Raw genomic sequence first — 20353 nt, 5'->3', positions numbered from 1 at the left:
GAGGGGTCGTGTCGACGAACACTAGCGCTACGCACGACGAGACCGAACCCGATACCGAACCGGGCGCGCAGAATCTCTCACCGAGACAGCAGCGGTTCGAACGGTTGCGACAGACCCACGGGCTCTGGCTCGCACCGTTGATCGCGCTGTCGTTCGCGGCGTTGCCCCTCGATCTCCCGGGAAACCAGCAGATCCTGGGCGCGGTACTGCTCGGTGTGATCACTCTGTGGATCACCGAGTCGCTGCCGGTCCCGGTCAGCGGCATGGTCGGAGTCGCGGCGATCGTGCTTCTCGGCGTGGCACCGGTCGACGACGTGCTCGCACCGTTCGGTTCGTCGACGATCTTCACGTTCATCGGGGCGTTCATCCTCGCGAAGGCGATGCTCAAGCACGGTCTCACACAGCGGTTCGCCTTCGCTGTGCTGTCCCTGCCGGGAGTCGCGGACAGCACAGCCCGGATCGTCATCGCCTTCGGTGCCATCACGTGCGTCCTCTCGGCGTTCGTGTCCAACACCGCAACCGTGGCAATGCTTCTCCCGACGGCCATGGGCATTCTGCGGGTGCTCGCTCAACTTCTGAGCGGCGAATCCGCGAGTTCTGAGAGGTTGCATCCACATCAGCTGCGGGTCGGCACTGCTTTGATGCTCATGCTCGCCTACGGCGCGAGTGTCGGAGGGCTCCTGACGCCGGTGGGAGCGCCGCCGAATCTCATCGGTCGCGGTCTGATCGAGGAGGCCACCGGCCGGACGATCGCCTTCGGGCAGTGGAGCACCCTCGCAGTGCCGGTCTGTGCCGTGATGTTCGTCGTGCTCGCGGCCGTGGTGCTGTTGCTCAACAAGCCGGAAGTGCGGCGGCTCAACGGAGTGCGGGAGTACATCGCGGAGGAGAGAGCCGGAATGGGCTCGCTGTCGCGGGCTGAGATCAACACACTGATCGCGTTCACCGTCACGGTCTTCCTTTGGATCTCACCGGGCATCGTCGCCCTGGCCGCGGGCAGTGAGTCGGCTGTCTACGCGCTGGTCGACGACCGGCTCGACGAAGGCATCGTCGCGGTCGTCGGCGCTGCGCTGCTGTTCGTGCTGCCGGCCAACTGGAGTCGGCGAGAGGCGACACTCACCTGGAAGGACGCCACGACTATCGACTGGGGCACCATCCTGCTCTTCGGCACGGGCATGATTTTCGGTTCCCTGCTGGAGGATTCCGGGCTCGCGCAAACGATCGGATCATCCGCGTACGACACGTTCGGCGTCACCACGCCGTTCGCGCTGACCGTTCTCGCCGTCGTCCTGGCCATCCTGATCTCCGAAACCACGAGCAACACTGCTTCGGCAGCCGTGGTGGTACCGATCATCATCCCGCTGGCCGTTGCCGCCGGCGTGTCTCCGATCGTTCCCGCGGTGGCCGGTGTTTTCGCCGCCTCGTTCGGTTTCATGTTGCCGGTGTCGACGCCGCAGAACGCGATCGTCTACGGCTCCGGGGTCGTGCGGATCACGCAGATGATCCGCACCGGCATCGTCTTCGACATCGTGGGTGGCGTCGCCATCGTGCTCATCGTCCCTGCGATGGCCACTCTGATCGGGCTGGCGGGTTGATGGGGGCGCCGCGCGTACTCGTCGCGCCGGACAAGTTCAAAGGTTCGCTCACTGCGCGCGCCGCAGCCCGCCTCATCGCCCGGGGCATCGGCACAGTCGACAACAATCGGGCCACGACCACAGCGTGTCCGGTGGCCGACGGAGGAGAAGGCACCCTCGACGCCGTGCTCAACGCCGGGTTCCGTCACGTACCGGTGCGTGCGAGCGGGCCGCTGGGAAATCCTGTCGATACCGGATTCGCCGTACGCGACAGCCATGCCGTCGTCGAACTGGCCGACATCTGCGGTTGGCAACGACTTCCCGTGACAGGTCCGGCGCCACTGCTGGCGTCGTCGTACGGCGTGGGCGAGGTAATGTCGGCGGCGTTCGACCACGGGTGTGACCGCATCACGCTTGCGGTCGGCGGAAGTGCCAGTACCGATGGGGGAGCGGGCATGCTGCAGGCACTCGGCGCGCGGCTGCTCGATTCCACCGGTCGCGAGCTCTCCGCAGGTGGCGGGGCACTGACCCAGCTGGACGATGTCGATACCGGCGGACTCGATCCGCGCATCAGCCACGTCGAGCTCGCGTTGGCGACCGACGTCACGAACCCGCTGCTCGGACCGAGCGGTGCCGCGTCGGTGTTCGGTCCGCAGAAAGGAGCAGGTGCATGCGAGGTTGCCACTCTGGAATCCGGTCTCGCCCGGCTCGCGGTGCTCCTCGGCCATGAATCTTCCGCGCAGCAAGCTGGTGCCGGAGCGGCCGGAGGGACCGGGTTCGGCGTGCTGACCGCCCTCGGCGCTACTCGCATCTCGGGTGCCGCGTTCGTGCTCGACACCGTCGCGCTGGCCGACCGGTTGGCTGAATGCGATGTTGTGATCATCGGCGAGGGTTCCCTCGATGAGCAGAGCAAGCACGGCAAGGCTCCCGCTGCGGTGGCCGCCCTCGGTCGCGAACGTGGCATTCCGGTGCTCGCCCTGGCTGGACGCTGCTCCCTGGACCGCGACGAGCTCGCCGCGATGGGTGTCACGCGCAGCTGGTCACTGACTTCCTTGGAGCCCGATGTCGAACGCTGCGTCAACGACGTCGAACAACTGCTGCCTGACCTGGCCGCAAACGCCTACACGCACTGGCAAGGACGGACGTGAGTTTTCGGCGAGTTCTCGGGATCTCGTGCTCGAGCCGGTATCCTCGTGAGGCGAATCCGAATCCGCACCCTGGAGAGGTCCCGTCACATGTTGTCTCCCGAACCCGGCATTGTTGACGACAGCACACCGAATGCTTCCAGAGTGTACGACTACTATCTGGGCGGCAGTCACAACTTCGCGGTGGACCGGGAAATGGGCGACGAAGCCATCGCCCTGTGGCCCGATCTCCCCTTGGTCATGCGCGCCAACCGTGCGTTCCTGCGCCGCGCTGTGCGCTACTGCGCCGATCAGGGTGTGACTCAGTTTCTCGATCTCGGTTCCGGCATACCCACCGCGGGCAACGTGCACGATGTCGCGCAGCAGTCCTTTCCAGGAGCGCGGGTGGTCTATGTGGACAGCGACCCGGTGGCCGTCGCTCACAGCCGGAGGATCCTGGAAGGAAACCCCGACGCTGCGGTGGTCGAAGCCGATTTGAGTGCTCCCGCGGACGTACTGGAATCCGATGAGGTCACCTTGCTGCTGAACCTCGACGAGCCCGTAGCGGTCATGATGGTCGCGGTCCTGCACTTCGTGGCAGACTCTGACGATCCCCGCAGCATCATCGGTGCCTACCGGGGCGCGCTCTGCCCAGGAAGCTTCTTGGCGCTCTCGCATGCGAGTCACGAAGGTCAGCCACAGCAGGCGGCGTCGCACGAGGACCTTTACCGGCGCCGGACAACCACTCCCATGACCATGCGCTCACGGGACGAGGTCACCGCACTGTTCGCGGGCTTCGAGCTGGTCGAGCCCGGCGTTGTCTACCTGACGCAGTGGCGTCCGGAATCGAGTGACGCCGCCGCCGAGAACCCCGAGCGGTTTCCCGGCCTTGCCGGGGTGGGCGTCCTGCCATCCTGACTTCGAGGAGGCCACATGTTCACCGGACTCAGCGCGTTTCCGCTCACTCCCGTCACTCGCGATGGCATCGACGAAACGTCATTCGCCGGGCTCGTGGAACGACTCGCGGTCGCGGAGGTCGACTCGATCACCGCTCTCGGCTCCACAGGCTCGTACCCGTACCTCAACCGTGAGGAGCGCTTCCGCGTCGCGCAGCGGGCCGTCGAGCACGCCGGAGACGTTCCGGTCATCGTCGGCGTCGGGGCGCTGCGGACCCGTGATGTCCTCGAACTCGCTGCGGACGCACAGAAGGTGGGTGCTTCGGGGGTGTTGCTCGCGCCGGTCTCGTATCAGGCACTGACCGAGGACGAGGTGTTCGGTCTCTACGAGGACGTCACCGCTGAGCTGTCCGTCCCGTTGGTGGTCTACGACAACCCGGGAACCACGCACTTCGCCTTCACCGACGAGCTGTACGCACGAATCGCCGAGTTACCGAACGTAGCGTCGATCAAGATCCCGGGAGTGCCTGCCGATCCCGACGAGGCTGAGGGGCGCGTCTGCGGTCTGCGTGCGCTGCTGCCCTCGTCGGTGACGATCGGAGTCAGCGGGGACCCGCTCGCGGCCACCGGCCTCAACGCCGGGTGCCACGCCTGGTACTCGGTTCTGGGCGGCACGCTGCCCGAACCCGCCGTGGCGATCACCCGAGCAGCCCGAGCGGGCGACACGGCGACCGCCGTCGTGGAATCGGAGCGGCTCCGACCGCTGTGGGAGCTGTTCCGCCGCCACGGCAGTCTTCGCGTCGTCTCCGCCATCGCCGAACTCGTCGGTCTCGTCGGCCACCCGAATCTGCCTCGTCCGCTCCGCGGGCTACCGGACGCCGACCGTGCCGCGGTCGCGAACGCCGTCGAACGACTCGAACTCGGCCTCCGTGCAGGGCCGGGCGCGACCGCGTGACTACTCGCCGCCGTCGAGGCGTTGGGACAGCTGACGCAGGACGGTCTTCCGGGCCTTGTGTTGCCGCTCGTGCCGCAGCGCCTGCTCGGTTTCCTCGAGAGTCAGGGTGCGAGCTCGCTTCACCGCCTCGCGAGCGGGCAGCTCGTCGAGATCGGCCATCTTGCGCGCAGTCGCGGCAGCCTGGGGGTTCGCGGAGCGCTGCCGGCCTCGCTGCGATTCGTGCTGCTTCTTGCTCCGGGTCTCGCGGCGTTGGTGAGGCGTGAGTTCCCGCCACGCTTGCTTCGGCAGGTATCGCTCGGTGCGGCCGTCGTGGCGAGCCTGGGCGGAACCCGACTCCGTCTGCCACTCCTGGTGCGTCCACTCCTGGAGGCTGCGCTGCTGGGAGGACTTTCGTCGACCGTGCCGGTAGCCGCCGCCGTGCTTCTCGTACGCCTGGGTCAGCAGCTGACTCTTGCGAGCCGACCACTGCCCCGGGGCTCCACCCTTGTCCGAGGCCTTGATCTGTTCTTTGAGACGCTCCCGCAACTGCGGGTCGGTGTAGGTGGCCCGGTAGTCGTCCTTGTTCTTCGTCATGGTCGGGGAGTACCCGGGTTGCGCGTGGTTGACGCGAGGCCGCTCACGCACGGCGACGCGGCACGCCGATTGTTCGTTCGACGATGTTTGAGCGTCGTGGAAGTTGGGCAGCCTCGGACCCCGTATGCCGAGCGAGAGGGGAGACGAGTGATGACCGAGTCCCTGTGGCCTGGCGCCACCATGCGTTCCTTCGTCGAGCAGGCGCAGGAAGCAGCCGGTGTCTCCTCGTTCGAGGAGGCGGACGCCCTGGTTCGGGCGACTCTCACGACCCTGGGCGAAAGCGTCAGCGGTGGGCAGATCGACGAGCTCGTCCAAGGGTTGCCGCCGGAGGTGCGCGACGAGCTGTCCCGGCGCAGCGGTCAGGCCCGCGCGATGGACAAGAACGGGTTCCTCGACCGGGTCAGCGGAGCGATCTCGACCACCGACCTGGAGCGAACCGAGCAGCAGGTCCGGGCGGTACTGGCCACGGTGCGGGACTGGGCACCCGAAGGGGAGACCGCCGACACCATCGATCAACTGCCGCCGTCGTTGGCGCAGCTGTTCCGGTAGTCCGGTCGCCACCGGGGTTCGGCCGTCAGACGGCCCGTCAGCTCGGGTCGACGCTGGTGAACGCCATCCGGTCGAGTCTGCTGGACCGTGCGTCGGACGGCGCGAGAACGAGCCCCGAGGAGCCGTACGACATCGGTCGGCGGGGGCGCTTGGCCCGGGTGAGTTCTTGCATGCGTCGACCGCAGCGGCGGTAGAACCGCACTTGCCTGCCTCGCCCGAACACCGCCCACCCCGTTCGCATGAGGGGGCCCAACGTGGGCGCGCGCTGCGAGTAGGCCGCGATGCCGAATTCCACGTGGCCGGTGTCGGTGTGTTTGACGACCTCGTAGCTGAGACGTCCGCGTTCCAGATGCCCCCGCAGCGTGTCGTAGCTGAACCCCCACACCCGCCGGTCGGGTTCACGCTGTTCGTCGGTGACCTCGGTGACGCGGACGCCGAGATACAGGCGCAGCCCCGGAAAGCGCCCCTCCAGCAACATCGTCCGCTCCAGCAACGGTGCGCCCGGGTCGTACACGGCCCGAACCAACTCCGGCGGGGAGAATTCGTAGTCGGCGACGAGCCGACACGCCCGCTGCCAGACACCTCCGTGCTCGGGCGGACCCGGCGGTTCCGAGGGTAACCACACGTGACGACGATCCACGTGCCACGTCGACCCGTCCACTTCGTCGATCTCGTAGTTGACCGGCCGCTGCACCAGTGCGGACAGCGCCGTCGAGACGTCGACACGCACACCGCAGGTCGGTGCCGATCTCATTCGAGGTGTCGCAGCGAGTCACCCATCAGCCACAACGTCGGCGGCCACAGACCGACGAACAGCGCGCGTCGCTCGGCGTTCCCCCTGGCCGACTGGTCGACGGTCTTGGCGCGGATCCACAGTCCGATGCACAGCACGACCGACCCCATCGACAGCGCGTGCATGTGACCGCTGCGCAGGCCGGTTCGATGGAGCGACTCAGCGATCATGGTTCCTCCGCCTCGTGTACGGCCGGGACATGCGGGTACCCGGACCGTAGTGGTTCCCTGGCCACGTCACCACACAGGAGGCGCGATGGCCGCGTACCCGAAACCGAGGGCGAGCACGATCGTCCTGCGATGGCTCGTGGGCACGATACTGGTGTCGTGGCGGTACCTGTGGCAGATCACTCCGCTGCACCGCAACGAGTGCACCGGAACCACGGTCGACGACCTGCCGCCGGATCTTCCGACGGAGCTGGTCGACGACGCGGTTCAGCTGGCCGACAGCGGTTTCGGCCCGTTCTACCACCGTTGTTTTCGCGCCGAGATCGTCGGTGCCGACGTCACGACGGAAGAACTCCTCGGGTGGATCACCGCCGACTTCAAGAGATTCGTGCCGTCGGAAGTGGTTGACGTGCGCAGCAGTAGCGATTCCGACGAGTCGCTCTCGCTGGGGGATGAGTTCGTCGTTGACATGCCGGGGCCCTGGGACGGCCCGGTCCGAGTCGTCCAGGTCGACGACACCTGCTTGCGGCTGGTGACTCTGCGCGGCCACTTGGAGGCCGGGCAGGTGCAGTTTCACGCCTACTCGTGGGACGAGGTGCTGGTGTTCGAGATCCGGGCGTGGGCGCGGCCGAGCACGCCGCTGGTGCGGTGGCTGTACTCGAAACTCCGTCTGGCCAAGGAGATTCAGCTGAACATGTGGGTCCGGTTCTGCTGCGAGGCTGCCAGGCAGGCCGGTGGGCGCCTGCAGAACGGCATCCGGATCCGCACTCACCGACTCCCCGCGGATGCTCGAGTACAGCGCGTCTCGGCGTGAGCGCTCCGCGGTCCGTCCGAATGGGACTCATTGCCGGTGGGCGTCGCTGAGAGTGCATGTGGGAACTGCGGTTGTGCCCGTAGGGCACGGTCATGCGTGACCGGCCGGACCACCTACCCAAGTTCCACAATGCCCTCTGAGGGGACTATTCGGGCCAGTCCGAGTTGCGGATGACCTCCACGAAGTCGGGCGGCTCGAGGCCGGGACGGAAGTGAGCGAGCACGTCTGCTTTCACGTTGCCGAACGTCGTGGCCGGACGATCCTTGAGGCCATCGGTGAATGTGGCCAGGATGCGGTTCTTGAAGTCGGGACGAGGGTGGGCGGCGACCACCGCGGCTCGCTGCTCCTCGGACACGGCGTCGTAGCCGATGCCGAGGACGTCCAGTTCCACGCCACGCGTGACCAGCGCGACTTCCGGCGCCATGCGCAGCGGGATCTCGGGTGTGGTGTGCAGCGCGATGCTCGTCCAGACACGGTCGGCACGCTCGCCGGTGATGCCGCGCTGCTGCAGGAAGCGCCGGGCCTCGTCGGCGCCGTCGATCTCGAACCGTTGGTCCGTGCGACGGAACCGCTCGGTGAGTCCGAGATCGTGGAACATCGCACCCACGTACAACAGCTCCGGGTCGAAGTCGAGCCCCTGCTGTCGCCCTCGCAGGGAGCCCCAGACGAACACCCGGCGTGAATGGTCGAACAGCAACGGCGACGCAACCTCCCACACGAGGTCCGTCGCCTCGCGCGCCAACTCGCTGTCGGGCATCCGCACGCCCGCGATCTCGTCACTCATGTCGCCGCCCCTTCCTGCCGCGTGCGACCGCCGAAACACGGCCGCCCTTCTGCACCGTCGTGCCGCCTCCACAGCCGAGCGTGCGAAAACCCGTTCCAGGCCACCAGGACATCTGAGCCCTCGCAGCGCGGGTCAGAACCAGAGCTCGGCGAGAAGCTCGAGGGACCGCATCCGGTCGGCCGGATCGTGCGTGTAGGTCACGGTGATCAGTTCGTCCACGCCCGTGGTCTCCACGAACTTCTCGAGGTCCGCGCGGGCCGTGTCGGGGGAGCCGACCGCCTTCACACCCAGCATGGATTCGGCGAACTGACGCTCTCGCTCCGGGACGGCGTCGGGTTCGACCGGCGGCTGCAGTGGCCGCCGATTTCCGGTGCGCACGTCGATCATCATGCGCTGCGGGGTGGTCCACAACCGCTGCGCCTCGTCGTCGGTCGGCGCGATCACGACGTTGATCCCGGCCATCACGTAGGGCTTGTCGATCTGCGCTGTCGGAGCGGACGGATCGAACGACGAGCGGTAGACCTCCAGCGCCTCGTGCATCTGCCCCGGCGCGAAGTGCGAAGCGAGCGAGAACGGGAGTCCGAGCTGTCCGGCGATGGAGGCCCCGTTCACGGTCGATCCGAGGATCCAGAGGGGCACGTCGGTTCCGGCCGACACACCGCCGCTGACCGGAACGCTGTGCCCGGTTCCTTCCTTGCCGAACCAGCCGGTGAGGTCGTAGACGTGAGTGGCGAACGCTTGCGGCTCGGCGCTCGATCGACTCAACAGGTCGGCAGTCATCCGATCGGTGCCTGGCGCCCGCCCCAGCCCGAGGTCGATCCGGTCGGGGTAGAACTGCGCGAGAGTGCCGAACTCCTCGGCGACGCGCAGCGGGGCGTGGTTGGGGAGCATGACACCGCCGGAGCCGACGCGGATCCGTTCCGTGAGCGCGGCGCTGCGTCCGATGAGGACGGCCGTCGCGCTCGCGCCGAGGTGTGCGGTGTTGTGATGCTCGGCATACCAGACCCGGTTGTAGCCGAGCCTGTCGGCCGACCGCGCGGCTTGCATGGACGTCTCCAGGGCGTCCTGCGTCGAGCTTCCTTGCGATACGGGAACGAGATCGAGAACGCTGAGGGGTACATGGGTGGGCATAGTCAGGGCAACTGTCTTCCGGGGGAAGGAAATTCCTCAAGGGTCCCCTCCCGCCCGGAAGACTCGTCACACGTGCATGCTTGCCCGTCAGTCCGGTAGCGGGACGCGGTGTGCGCCGCAGACCGGACAGACCCATCGGGCCCCGTCGACGTCGACGGGCTGCCGTTCTACGTCGGCCTCGGTCAGCGTCTGCCCGCACACTCCACAGATCGACGCCGCCGCGGACCGCAGGCCGGCTTCGAGCGTGCTCATGACGTGGGCGTCCGCGGGCGAGGCGGCTCCACCGTGTCGAGTGCGGCCTCGGCTGCGGCGAACGCCCGTTCCACGCACGGTGGCCCGTCCATGATGCTCAGCGAGATGTTCTGGGCGTCGGCGCGGCGGTTGGCGACGGCGAGTGTGCGCAGGGCGTCGACGCAGAGGAACTCCAGTCCCGTGAGATCCACGACGACGTTGCTCAACGCGCTACGCAGCCGTGTGTGTAGAAGTTCGTCGAGACGCGGTGCGGAAGCGGCGTCGAGCTCACCGACGACGGTGATCACCGCGGTCTCCGAGTCCGGATGGAGTACCCACATCCGGCAGGTCTTCTGCGCGGGCCGGTCCGCACCGGCAGGGATGTTCAGACCGTCGGCCGTGGTTGTCTCCGTGTTCACGCTCTACCCCCTGAAGTCGCAGGTGGCGCAGAACACACAGCGAAGCCCGAGTCACCGGAGCCCAGCGAGTCGTGCCCACGAGGGATCAAGCCGGATGTCGGTGGCGAGTCGGTCCGCCTGGGTTCTGCTTCGACATCACGGCCCCGGGCTGGATGCTCAAACCAGGGCTACCCCCTAGTCTACGCCTGCTGGAACGCCACGTCGATGAACGGTCGCAGTCAGGTCAGACGCAGGCGTTCGACCTCACCAAGGCCGCCCCAGACGCCGTAGGGCTCCTGCACGCGCAAAGCGTGCGCGCGGCATTCCTCGCGAACGACACATCGCGCACAGACCTGCTTGGCTTGATTCTCCCGGCGTTGCCGAGCAGACCCACGCTCGTTCTCAGGATGGAAGAAGACCTCCGTGTCCACCGAGCGGCAGGCGGCGTGTACTTGCCAGTCGTAGTGCTCGGTGCGCGGCGCGGGAAGCTTCCCGGACGCTCGGTTCCTCGGCACCCCCGTGCCGGCTTGGCCAGTGCGCATGGAGACCCACCCTTCGTTGGCAGGGAGCCTTCAGAGACTTCAGCACGGGTTACCCCGCCCCTGTCGAACCAAACACGGGCGATCGAATCCGAAGTGGACGATCCTTCACCGCGTCTCGCGGACGACGTCCGCCGCCTTCTTGTCCTCACGGACTCCGGTGTAGCGCGGATGCCGGAGCTTGCCGTCCGTGGTCCACTCCGTGAATCCGATCTCGACGACCAGTTCCGGCTCGACCCAATGGGTGCCGCGTGCACGCACCCGTTCGGCGAACGGAGAACTGGATCGGCCGAGCGCGTCCAGGCGTGACCGCAGCGAACGCAGCGTGCGCTCGTCGTAGCCGGTACCGACCTTCCCTGCGTACCGCAGCGCCCCCTCGTGGAAGTAGCCGACGAGCAGCGCCCCGAATCCGTTCCTGGAGCCTTCCGGATCGGTGTAGCCGCCGACGACGAATTCCTGGTCCCGGACGCACTTGAACTTCAGCCAGTCGCGGGAGCGGCCACCGTGGTAGCGGCCGTCCGCGCGCTTGGCGATCAGCCCTTCCCACCTGTGCGCGCACGCGTACTCGTAGTAGGCCTCACCGTCGGTGTTGCGGTGCGTGGAGAGGCGGATCGGGTCGGTGAAGTCGAGGACGTCGCCGAGAAGCCTCTTGCGTCGCCGCAACGGCAACGCGGAGACCTCGTCGCCGTCGTGGAAGAGCAGATCGAACACGTAGAAATAGACCGGGACGCCCGTCGCCTCGATCCGGTCGGTGTCGGTGAGTTGCATGCGTTGCTGCAGCATCGCGAAGCTCGTCCGGTCGCCGTCGAAGGCGACGAGTTCGCCGTCCACCACGAACCGTGGTGACTCCTGCGCCTGCAGAGCCGCGATGATCTCCGGATAGCTCGCGTCGAGTGACTTCTGGTTCCGCGACCACAGCTCGGCTCGTCCGCCGTCACGCATCGCGAGCGCGCGCACTCCGTCGAGTTTGGGTTCGAAGATCCAACCGGGGTCGGAGAAGCGGCGCTCGGTGAGCGTGGCGAGCATCGGCTCCCGCATGACGTAGTCCTCCCACGATGCCGTCGTCCGGGCACTTCTCCGGAGAGAAGCGAGACCGAGAAATCCTGGCAGAAGATCTTGCCGGGTCGGTCGGGTAGCGGAATCTCAGCGCCCTCGTCGCTGCGGCGGGGTCGGCTTCTAGAGCGACCTACGCTGAGGACCCGCTGGTGGTCGGGCCGCGTCCGTGGTGACCGCTCAGCGGCTCCACCGCTGAGTCGACAGACCAACAGCTCGTTCTGCAAGGACCCCTGTGGCCTTCCCCTGGGTGAGGAGGCGGAAACGTGCATGGCCGAGTCCGTGTGCAGCGGTAGCGCTCGTGTCGCTCCGGCTCCGAAATGCGGGCGCGGCCCCTGATTGCCGTGCCGGGTGCTGGGTAACCGGGTGAGGTCAGTCCGTTCCGCCGGTGAAAGGGGCCGCGAACCATGAGCGAGGGGCGGTCTGTGAACGTCGTCGTGGTCGGCGCGACGGGAAACACGGGGACCTCCGTCGTACGAGCACTCGTCGACAGGCCGGAGGTGGCGACGGTGCGCTGCCTGGCTCGGCGCCTGCCGACCTGGCAGCCCGCGAAGACGCACTGGGCGGCGGTGAACGTGGCCGAGGACGACCTGCGCCCGCATTTCGACGGTGCCGACGTCGTCGTGCACCTGGCCTGGTTGTTCCAGCCCACGCGGAACCCGGTCACCACCTGGCGGACCAACGTGCTGGGCAGCCTCCGGGTGTTCGAGGCTGCGGTCGCCGCCGGAGTGCCCGCGCTGGTGTGCGCCTCCTCAGTCGGCGCGTACTCGCCGGGCGACGGAGATCGCCCGGTCGACGAGTCCTCGCCCACGCACGGCTGGCCAGAGGCCGCCTACACGCGAGAGAAGGCGTACGTGGAACGGCTTCTCGACCTCGTCGAACGCGACCACCCGGGCATGCGTGTCGTGCGGCTGCGGCCGGGATTCCTGTTCACCCGGTACTCCGCTTCCGAGCAGCGTCGGCTGTTCGCCGGTCCGCTGGTCCCGCACTCGATCGTCCGATCGTCGCTCATCCCGGTCGTACCGCACCCCCGTGGCCTACGGTTCCAGGTGTCGCACACCGACGACGCCGCGGACGCCTACGTACGGGCGGCCCTGGGCTCGGCGTCGGGCGCCTTCAACGTGGCTACCGACCCGGTCGTGGACACACGCACGTTGGCGAGCCTGCTCGACGCGGAGACCATGTCGGTGCCTGCGTCGATCGTCCGGACGACGGTCGACGTCGCGTGGCGTGCGCACCTCGTACCGGCCTCACCACAGTTGTTCGACGCCGTGATGCGGCTGCCCGTCATGGACACCAGCAGGGCCCGGGACCTGCTCGGCTGGTCGCCCCGGTTCGACGCGACGGAGACCCTGCGCGAGTTCCTCACCGGGATGCAAGAGGCGGCCGGCGCGGAAACACCGCCGCTGCGTCCCCATCCAGGTCTGCGCGGACGCTTGCACGAACTGCGTACCGGCGTCGGCCGACGCCCATGAGCGGGAGCAGACCATGACGACGATCACCGAGACCGGCCACCGCGCGTCGTCCGGGGAGGCGGCACAGGTGCTGACCCGCGTGGTGGCACCCACGATCGGGATGGGCGTGATCAGTCGCCGACCCCGGATGATGGCGCTGGCACAACGTCTGCAGATGGACTGGGCGGCGACGCACACGTTGCGGAGGTTGCGTGCTCGCAACGGGGACGCACCACTGTTCATGCGGCCGGCGGGACGGTCGATCGCGATCGTGCTCGCGGAATCCGACGTCGAGCGAATCCTCGTCCGCGAAGCCGACCGCTTCACGCCCGCCGACGCCGAGGAGCACGCGGCGTTGCGGCATTTCCCACCGCACGGCTCGTTGAGCTCGCGAGGAACGAACCGCGCCCGGCAACGGGAGTATCACGAAGCAGCGCTGGAGACCGGTCGTGCGACGCACCACCTCGGGGCCACTTTCCAGGCGGTGACCGAACACGAGGCTCGTGGTCTGGGCGAACTGGCCGTGACCACCGGCGGTCTGGACTGGTGGGATTTCGACGAAGCGTGGTGGCGCGCCGCCCGCACCGTCGTGTTCGGGGCAGGCGCGCACCGCGACCGTCGGCTCACCGAGCTGCTGAATCGGCTGCGTGCGGACGCCGACTGGGCGTTCCTGCACCATCTGCGTCCGGAACGCAGACGGCGTTTCGAGCAGGCGCTTCGTGCTCATCTGCGCCGCGCCGAACCGGGTAGCCTCGCCGCCGCGCTGCCCCCCGACGGCGATGTCGATCCGGCAGCGCAGGTGCCGCACTGGTTGTTCGCCCTCGACGCGGCGGCGATCGTCGCGTACCGGGCGCTCGCGCTGCTCGCCACGCACTCGGCGCAGCGAGACACCGTGCTGGCGGAACTCGCCGGGAACTCGGAGACGGTGTCGCCGTATCTGCGGGCGTGCGTGGAGGAATCCGCGCGACTGTGGCCGACGACGCCGATGGTGCTACGCGACAGCGTGGGGGAGACCGTGTGGGACGGCGCCTCGGTCCCGTCCGGGACCGGGTTCCTGATCTACACTCCGTTCTTTCACCGTGACGAGACGATGCGGGAGCACGCTCACGAATTCGCACCACAGTCCTGGTTGGACGAGGACGCGCCGAGACGCCCGGGCACGATCCCGTTCAGTGCCGGGCCGGGACGATGCCCGGGCGAGAACCTCGTACTTCTGCTCACGACCTCGATGCTGCGCGGTCTCCTACGGCAGTGCCGCTTCGCTGTCGACACGCCCGTGCACCTCGACCCGGCACAGCCGCTGCCGATGACGTGCGACAACTTCGGGCTTGCATTCCGAGTCAGTGCCCGATGATCCGAGAGCCCGCTCGGTCACACGTGATCGCGCGGAATGGTCCGTTGCCAGTTCTTCGACAGCACCCGGCGGTCGCCCTCGTAGGCATCGAGCTGGGCGTGCAGGTGAAGGTTGTCCGGGTCGGAGGTCAAGATCGTGCGCGTCACCGACCGAGCGTTCCAGCCTTCCCGGGTGAAACCCATCGTCCAGACGTTCTCGCCCCGGACGGAATCGAAGTCGTCACCGACCCAGCTGTAGCGCTCCCACGCCGACCGGGTCAGGTCCAGGTCCGTGTCCGGCATCCGCACGACACCCAGATCCTTGACCACCGTCAACGCCGACTCGTAGTCCACCAGGTCCCGCGAGACCGTCCAGCGCTGGTCACCCGGCTCGATCTGCTCGGAGGCCAACGGCGGTGCGCCCTCGGGCTCGTCGAACGGCCGGACGTAGGGTTCGTCCCGCTGTCCTGCCGGGCGGTCCGGGATCAGCAGACTGCTGCCCGCCGTATGGATCGTCAGCCGCACCGGTCGCGGCGGTGGCCACGCCAACGGCCAGTACGAGGTGGAGATCGACACCCGGAGACGGTGCCCGGCCGGGAACGTCTGCGCGACACCGTTGAGTGCCACCTGAATCCGGTACCGCGCACCGGGTTCGAGCTCGGAAGGCCGTTCGTGCCCGTCGCGGTGGGTCAGATTCAGCAGGCCGTAGGTCACTCGGGTCGCCGCGCCGTCGGGGCGGACGTCGGAGAGCCGGGCCGCGATCATCGCCACCGGCTGATCGGCCTCGACGTCGAGGTCCAGCACCGGAGAGCCGAGGATCTCACGCGGTGCACCGAGAACATCGGTGTCGAACGTCAACGACCCGCCGTCTTCTTCCCGTTGATCATAGGGGAGATCGGGGGGCGCGTTGTAGGAACACCACTTGCCCGCGTACTGGCCGACCGACAGTGGTGACTCCACCCCGAGCGACTGATCCGGGGGCGTCGCCCCGGGCTCGAGGATGTGGTTGTGCGCCAACGGATGCCGCGTCGGAACGACCAGCGGGGACGGCCAGCGCGGCTCGCCGACCCACCGTCCCGGGCGCTCGTCGTACGACGTCGACGGCGGCACGCTGTCCTGCATCCACGTGCACAGCATCGGTCCGTCCATCACGTCGTTGTCGGCACCCTTGAGCCAACGGTCCCACCACCGGACCGCGAGTTGGAGGAATCCCACCGCAGGACCCGGCTGACCCAGGTGCGGGTACTTGTGCGACCACGGGCCGATGAGTCCCTTCCGCGGGACGTCGAGATGTTCGAGCATCCGAAACACCGCGTTCGAGTACCCGTCCGCCCATCCGCTCACCGCGAGCACCGGGCACTGCACCGACGAGTAGTCCTCGCAGATCGATCCGTGCTGCCAGAACTCGTCGCGACGCTGGTGCCGCAGCCAGGTCTCCAGCCACAGGCCACTGTTCTGCAGGCGGTCCAGCCACATCTCCCGCCAGCGCTCGCCCACCACGGCAGGGTCCGGCGGACACGAGTTGTAGGCGAACATCGTCGACGCCCACGACAGGTTGTCGCTGAGCAGGCAGCCGCCCATGTAGTGCACGTCGTCGGCGTAGCGGTCGTCCGAGGAACACACCGCGATGACTGCCCCGAGGTTCACGGGCGCTCGCGCGGCGACTTGCAACGCGTTGAATCCGCCCCACGAGATCCCCATCATGCCGGTCGTGCCGTCGCACCACGGCTGCTGGGCAAGCCAGGCGAGGACTTCCTGGGCGTCGCTGAACTCCTGCTCCAGGTACTCGTCCGTGAGGACACCGTCCGACTCCCCGCTGCCGCGCAGATCCACCCGCACACACGCGTACCCGTGTCCCGCCATGTACGGGTGGTGGATGGAGTCACGGCGTGCCGTGAGATCCCGCTGACGGTAGGGAATGAACTCCAGGATGGCGGGAACCGGGTCGTCGTCCGAGGACACCGGTCGCCATACGGTCGCGCTCAACCGGGCCCCGTCCGTGAGCGGCACCCACTCGTGACTGTCCTCCCGGACCTTCAGCGGTAGCGTCGTCACGGTTCTCACGTACGTCCTCCCACTTCGTCGAATTCGAAAGGCAGCGCCGCGACACAGCGGTCGTACTTGGCCTGCATGTCCTCCTCGTTCCGCGCTCCGATGTAGAGGTGGGCCAGCTCGAAGCTGTAGCTGTCCTGGTCGGGAAGTTCATCGAGGCGCATGCCGTCGTGCGGGAGCACGGTGATCCGTACTCCGGGGTTGTGCTCTTCCACGGCGGCGATCTCGTCGTCCGTGGGGGCGTGACGTACCGTCGCGTTCGTGAACCGGCGATAGAACCATTTTCCTGCGACGGCGTGTTCACCTTCGCGGCGCGGCATGCGCGGATCGCGACCGAGCGCGAGCTGGGCCATGACCTGATGGTTCGGCGCGCCGTCGACGGCTTCGAACATCTGGGCGTGCGACTGCGAATGCCGGGGATTGACCTCCAACAGGTTGAGTCGACCGGTGTCGGGATCCCAGAAGAACTCGATGTTGAACGGTACCCAGTCGAGGCCGATCTGCCGGATCACGCGTTCCGAGTCCGCCGTGGCGCGGTCGCGCACGTCCTGCGGCAATGTCGACGGATACTGGTAGCGCTGGAAACTCGGTGTGCCCGGATAGAGCACGGATTCCACGACGCCGTAGAAGTAGATGGTTCCGCCATGGCTGTACCCCTCGACCGTGAGTTGCTGCCCCTTCACGGCCTCCTCGGCGATGCAGGCTATTCCGCCGACCTCGGCGATCTCGTCGGGCAGGTTCGCATGGGCAAGGGCGGTGTCGAACGGCTGTCCTATGCGGCCGATCCCCTCACGAATACTCCCGATGGCCTCGGTGAACTCCTCCTCGTCGTGGACCTTGAAAGCCAGCTGCGAGGAGAACGACTTCACCGGTTTGTGGGCTGTGTCAATGATCTTGGACAGTTCCTCTGGTTTGTTGTGGTCAGGCCGCTGCTGCGGCCGGGTGGTGGTCGTGTAGGGCCTCGGTGGGGGTGCGGTAGCCGAGGCTGCTGTGTAGTCGTTGGCGGTTGTAGAAGACTTCGATGTAGTCGGCTACGGCGAATCGTGCGCGGGCGCGGGTGGTGTGTCGGTGCAGGTGGTAGCACTCGTTTTTCAGGCTCGCGAAGAACGATTCGGCGGCGGCGTTGTCCCAGCAGACTCCGGTGCCACCGAGGCTTGTGGTGACGCGGATTTTCTTGCAGTAGCGGGAAAACTCCTTCGAGGTGTACTGGGCTCCGCGGTCGGAGTGGAACACCGCCCCGGCGGTGAGGTGCCCGTGGGTGCGGGCCATGGCCAGCGCGTCGATGACCAGGCTGGTGCGCATGTGGGCGGCCATGGCCCAGCCGACGACCATGCGGGTGGCCGGGTCGATGACCGTGGCCAGATACAGCCACCCCTCGCTGGTGGGCAGGTAGGTGATGTCGCCGACCAGCCGCGTTCCGGGCGTGCCGGCGGTGAAGTCCCGCCCGAGGAGATCCGGGCTGGTGACCGGCTGCTCACCGGGCACGGTGGTGGTCTTGTACGCGCGGGGTTGCACCGCGGCCAAACCCTGCTCGCGCATCAGGTCCGCGACCAGGCCCACGCTGGCCTCGATGCCGTCCCGGGCCAGCTGGGCGGCGACCCGGCGGCACCCGTACGTCCGGCGGGACTGGTCGAACACGCGGCGCACGTGTCCGGCAAGCTCCCGCCGCCGGGCGGTCGTCGGGGTCTCGGCGCGGTGGCGCCAGGCGTAGAACGACGACCGAGCCACGCCAAGCATGCGACACATCCAGGAAATGCTGTAGTTGGCCTTCTCCGCCTCGATCAGCGCGCAGCGCTGACTCAGTCCTGCGTCCGGGCGAAGAAGGCCGCTGCTTTTTTCAGGAACTCGTTTTCCATCCGCAGCCGCTGCACTTCGGCTTCCAACTCGCTCAACCGCGCACGCTCCACGGGACTCATCTCGGGCTCGGGTTCCGGGTTCTCCCGCCGCCAGGTGTTGACCCAGTTGCCCAAGGTCCCCTCGTTGATCTGCAACTCCCGGGCCACCTCAACCACCGGCCGACCGGTGCTCACTACCAGCTGCACCGCCTCGGCCTTGAACTGCGGGCTGAACTTCCGACGCTTCTCCGGCACGGACGCATCCTCTCAGTCGAGAGGCCCTGTCCAAGATCCTTGATACACCTCATTGAGCCACATCGGATACGTGACGTCCTCGGGCGGCTTCGCGTCCTGATCGAGGTCGAGGACGGCGAAGTCCGGGAGATCCGCGATCACCTTGCGCTGTTCCAGGCGGCTCCAGTACTTGTGTTCGCACTTGAGCAACGCGCGCAGATCCGCCGAATGCAGTCCGCGTGCCTCGCACAGCAACGGAACCAACGTGCACACCGGGAAATCCCAGTACCCGATCACGGCGTCGACGGGTCCGTCGAACTCGCGAAGACGCCGGTCGGCGGTGGCGAGCAGACCGTCGAAGTCGATCCGGTCGACGTGCACCAGATCCTCGCTGTCGAGCAGCCGGTGCAGCTGACAGTCCTCGAGTGCGGGAGAATCGCGTAACGTCTGGAGGTTGCGGTCATCCGGACCCAGCACGAACACGTGCTTGGGCATCGAGTACCTCCTGTGCACAGTGGAGAGTCAGGGACGAAGAACGACCTTGATGGCGTTGTCGGCCTTCTTCTGAAAGATGTCGTATCCGTGGGGTGCTTCGTCCAGGGGCAGTGTGTGGGTGGTGAGGTCGCCGACGCCGAGCGGATCGGCAGGGTCCTCCACCAGCGGCATCAGATCCCCGATCCAGTGTTTGACGTGCGCCTGGCCCATCCGTACGGCGAGCCCTTTGTCGAAGAGCGTGAGCATCGGCATCGGGTCTGCCATGCCGCCGTAGACGCCGCTGAGTGAGATCGTGCCCCCACGACGGACGGTGTCGATGCATTCGTGCAGCACGGACAGCCGGTCGACGCCGGCGTTCTTCATCATCGGTGCGGACACCTCGGCGGGCAGGGCGCTCGCCATCTTCTGCGCCAGTTCGCCGAAGGGGGACCCGTGCGCCTCCATCCCCACCGCGTCGATGACGGAATCCGTCCCCCGTCCGTCGGTTCGCTCCCGCACGCGATCCGCGATCGAACCGCCCGCGCTGACGTCGAGCACTTCGCTCCCATTGCGGCGCGCCATCTCGAGGCGCTCGCCGACCAGGTCGATGCCCAGCGGGCGCAGACCGTGGTGGCGAGCGACGCGGCAGCACATCTGACCGATCGGGCCGAGACCGAAGACGGCCACGCTGCCTCCGTCGGGCACGTTTGCGTATTCAACAGCCTGCCACGCCGTCGGGAGCACGTCGGACAAGAACAGGTATTGCTCGTCGGGTGGGCCCTCCGAGACCTTGATCGGCCCGAACTGTGCCTGTGGAACACGCAGGTACTCTGCCTGGCCGCCCGGCACGCTGCCGTAAAGCTGGCCGTAGCCGAACAGCGGTGCTCCGGTGCCCTGATCCCTGTTCTGGGTCGTCTCACACTGGGCGAACAACCCTCGGTCGCACATCCAGCAGGAGCCGCAGGCGATGTTGAACGGCATCACCACCCGGTCGCCTGCCCGGACGTGCTCCACTTCCGAGCCGACGTCCTCGACGACGCCCATCGCTTCGTGCCCGAGAACGTCACCGGCGGTCATGAACGGCGTGAGGACCTCGTACAGATGCAGGTCGGAGCCGCAGATCGCAGTACTGGTCACCCGGACCACGGCGTCGGTGGGACGCTCGATCCGCGGCGTGGGGACGTCGGAGACCTCGACCGTGCGAGGCCCTTGCCAGGTCAGTGCTTTCACGCGGGACCACCTCCGCCGAGCCGGTTCGTGCCGTGGGCTTACCCCGCGACACGTCGATCTAATCGAGGCTCAGGTGTGCTCTCCACGTCATCGGGGTACTCCCAAGCCAGTACACGAGGGGGTGTGGCTTGTGACCGAGCGAACCGACATCGCGCCCGCGCAGC

Annotated in this window: 22 protein-coding genes; 8 read left to right on the top strand and 14 right to left on the bottom strand. The window is 67.4% G+C overall.

Features of this window, described 5'->3' with window-relative positions:
- Positions 1-8: 8 nt before the first annotated feature.
- The 4 genes from GIY23_RS15370 to GIY23_RS15355 all read left to right on the top strand — a co-directional run bounded on the left by GIY23_RS15370 (position 9) and on the right by GIY23_RS15355 (position 4546).
- Positions 9-1592, top strand: a complete 1584-nt coding sequence (locus tag GIY23_RS15370; RefSeq protein WP_154077294.1) for an SLC13 family permease — start codon at positions 9-11, stop codon at positions 1590-1592.
- A complete protein-coding gene (locus GIY23_RS15365) occupies positions 1592-2719 on the top strand; it encodes a glycerate kinase (protein WP_154077293.1) in 1128 nt (375 codons plus the stop codon). The genes GIY23_RS15370 and GIY23_RS15365 overlap by 1 nt, the downstream gene beginning before the upstream one ends.
- An 87-nt stretch (positions 2720-2806) precedes the next feature.
- Positions 2807-3613 (top strand): SAM-dependent methyltransferase, encoded by an 807-nt coding sequence (locus tag GIY23_RS15360; RefSeq protein ID WP_154077292.1) that lies wholly within the window; start codon positions 2807-2809, stop codon positions 3611-3613.
- A 15-nt stretch (positions 3614-3628) separates the two neighbouring features.
- Complete coding sequence (locus GIY23_RS15355; RefSeq protein WP_154077291.1) at positions 3629-4546, top strand: dihydrodipicolinate synthase family protein; 918 nt, start codon at positions 3629-3631, stop codon at positions 4544-4546.
- Here GIY23_RS15355 and GIY23_RS15350 read toward each other — a convergent pair whose 3' ends face one another.
- On the bottom strand, positions 4547-5119 hold the full coding sequence (locus GIY23_RS15350) for a hypothetical protein (protein ID WP_154077290.1): 573 nt from the start codon (positions 5117-5119) through the stop codon (positions 4547-4549).
- Between the two features lie 150 nt (positions 5120-5269).
- Here GIY23_RS15350 and GIY23_RS15345 point away from each other — a divergent pair, with 150 nt between their 5' ends.
- The gene (locus tag GIY23_RS15345; protein WP_154077289.1) at positions 5270-5668 is read left to right on the top strand and encodes a DUF2267 domain-containing protein; all 399 of its coding nucleotides are present in this window, start codon (positions 5270-5272) and stop codon (positions 5666-5668) included.
- Positions 5669-5705: 37 nt separating this feature from the next.
- On the opposite strand, the gene GIY23_RS15340 is transcribed toward GIY23_RS15345, so the two are convergent.
- Together GIY23_RS15340 and GIY23_RS15335 are read right to left on the bottom strand one after the other, a co-directional pair.
- The gene (locus GIY23_RS15340; protein ID WP_154077288.1) at positions 5706-6422 is read right to left on the bottom strand and encodes a DUF1990 family protein; all 717 of its coding nucleotides are present in this window, start codon (positions 6420-6422) and stop codon (positions 5706-5708) included.
- Entirely contained in the window at positions 6419-6631 is a 213-nt protein-coding gene (locus GIY23_RS15335) for a hypothetical protein (protein ID WP_154077287.1), read from the bottom strand. The genes GIY23_RS15340 and GIY23_RS15335 overlap by 4 nt, the downstream gene beginning before the upstream one ends.
- Before the next feature lie 85 nt (positions 6632-6716).
- Between GIY23_RS15335 and GIY23_RS15330 the strand changes: the two genes are divergently transcribed.
- A complete protein-coding gene (locus GIY23_RS15330; protein WP_154077286.1) occupies positions 6717-7442 on the top strand; it encodes a DUF1990 family protein in 726 nt (241 codons plus the stop codon).
- A gap of 145 nt (positions 7443-7587) precedes the next feature.
- Here the strand turns inward: GIY23_RS15330 and GIY23_RS15325 are convergent, their stop codons facing one another.
- The 6 genes from GIY23_RS15325 to ligD form a co-directional block, all read right to left on the bottom strand.
- A complete protein-coding gene (locus GIY23_RS15325; RefSeq protein ID WP_154077285.1) occupies positions 7588-8226 on the bottom strand; it encodes an HD domain-containing protein in 639 nt (212 codons plus the stop codon).
- A gap of 132 nt (positions 8227-8358) precedes the next feature.
- Positions 8359-9357, bottom strand: coding sequence for an LLM class flavin-dependent oxidoreductase (locus GIY23_RS15320; RefSeq protein ID WP_154077284.1), 999 nt, complete (start codon positions 9355-9357; stop codon positions 8359-8361).
- An 87-nt stretch (positions 9358-9444) separates the two neighbouring features.
- Complete coding sequence (locus tag GIY23_RS15315) at positions 9445-9609, bottom strand: hypothetical protein (RefSeq protein ID WP_154077283.1); 165 nt, start codon at positions 9607-9609, stop codon at positions 9445-9447.
- The gene (locus tag GIY23_RS15310; RefSeq protein ID WP_154077282.1) at positions 9606-10007 is read right to left on the bottom strand and encodes an STAS domain-containing protein; all 402 of its coding nucleotides are present in this window, start codon (positions 10005-10007) and stop codon (positions 9606-9608) included. Before GIY23_RS15310 ends, GIY23_RS15315 begins: the two co-directional genes overlap by 4 nt.
- A 218-nt stretch (positions 10008-10225) precedes the next feature.
- Positions 10226-10528 (bottom strand): WhiB family transcriptional regulator, encoded by a 303-nt coding sequence (locus tag GIY23_RS15305; protein WP_154077281.1) that lies wholly within the window; start codon positions 10526-10528, stop codon positions 10226-10228.
- Positions 10529-10633: 105 nt separating this feature from the next.
- Complete coding sequence (gene ligD, locus GIY23_RS15300; RefSeq protein ID WP_228717311.1) at positions 10634-11563, bottom strand: non-homologous end-joining DNA ligase; 930 nt, start codon at positions 11561-11563, stop codon at positions 10634-10636.
- Positions 11564-12003: 440 nt separating this feature from the next.
- Here ligD and GIY23_RS15295 point away from each other — a divergent pair, with 440 nt between their 5' ends.
- Both GIY23_RS15295 and GIY23_RS15290 read left to right on the top strand, forming a co-directional pair.
- Complete coding sequence (locus GIY23_RS15295) at positions 12004-13053, top strand: NAD-dependent epimerase/dehydratase family protein (RefSeq protein WP_154077280.1); 1050 nt, start codon at positions 12004-12006, stop codon at positions 13051-13053.
- Between the two features lie 13 nt (positions 13054-13066).
- Positions 13067-14386: a cytochrome P450 gene (locus GIY23_RS15290; RefSeq protein ID WP_154077279.1), complete on the top strand. Its 1320-nt coding sequence runs from the start codon at positions 13067-13069 to the stop codon at positions 14384-14386.
- A gap of 17 nt (positions 14387-14403) precedes the next feature.
- On the opposite strand, the gene GIY23_RS15285 is transcribed toward GIY23_RS15290, so the two are convergent.
- The 5 genes from GIY23_RS15285 to GIY23_RS15265 all read right to left on the bottom strand — a co-directional run bounded on the left by GIY23_RS15285 (position 14404) and on the right by GIY23_RS15265 (position 20189).
- A complete protein-coding gene (locus GIY23_RS15285; RefSeq protein ID WP_154077278.1) occupies positions 14404-16428 on the bottom strand; it encodes a CocE/NonD family hydrolase in 2025 nt (674 codons plus the stop codon).
- Positions 16425-17285, bottom strand: coding sequence for an ATP-grasp domain-containing protein (locus GIY23_RS15280; protein ID WP_187351898.1), 861 nt, complete (start codon positions 17283-17285; stop codon positions 16425-16427). The genes GIY23_RS15285 and GIY23_RS15280 overlap by 4 nt, the downstream gene beginning before the upstream one ends.
- Before the next feature lie 52 nt (positions 17286-17337).
- A protein-coding gene (locus GIY23_RS15275; protein WP_154077276.1) for an IS3 family transposase occupies positions 17338-18506 on the bottom strand; the annotation gives its coding sequence in 2 pieces (ribosomal slippage) (positions 17338-18245 and positions 18245-18506; 1170 coding nt in all).
- Between the two features lie 12 nt (positions 18507-18518).
- Positions 18519-18980 carry a hypothetical protein gene (locus GIY23_RS15270; protein WP_154077275.1) on the bottom strand — a complete coding sequence of 154 codons (462 nt, stop codon included), beginning with the start codon at positions 18978-18980 and terminating at the stop codon, positions 18519-18521.
- Positions 18981-19007: 27 nt separating this feature from the next.
- Positions 19008-20189, bottom strand: a complete 1182-nt coding sequence (locus GIY23_RS15265) for a zinc-dependent alcohol dehydrogenase (protein ID WP_154077274.1) — start codon at positions 20187-20189, stop codon at positions 19008-19010.
- Between the last annotated feature and the right edge of the window lie 164 nt (positions 20190-20353).

The sequence above is a fragment of the Allosaccharopolyspora coralli genome (genome assembly GCF_009664835.1).
Lineage (GTDB): Bacteria > Actinomycetota > Actinomycetes > Mycobacteriales > Pseudonocardiaceae > Allosaccharopolyspora > Allosaccharopolyspora coralli.
The sequence above is the reverse complement of the archived record's forward strand: the minus strand, read 5'-3'. Positions and strand labels throughout refer to the sequence as shown.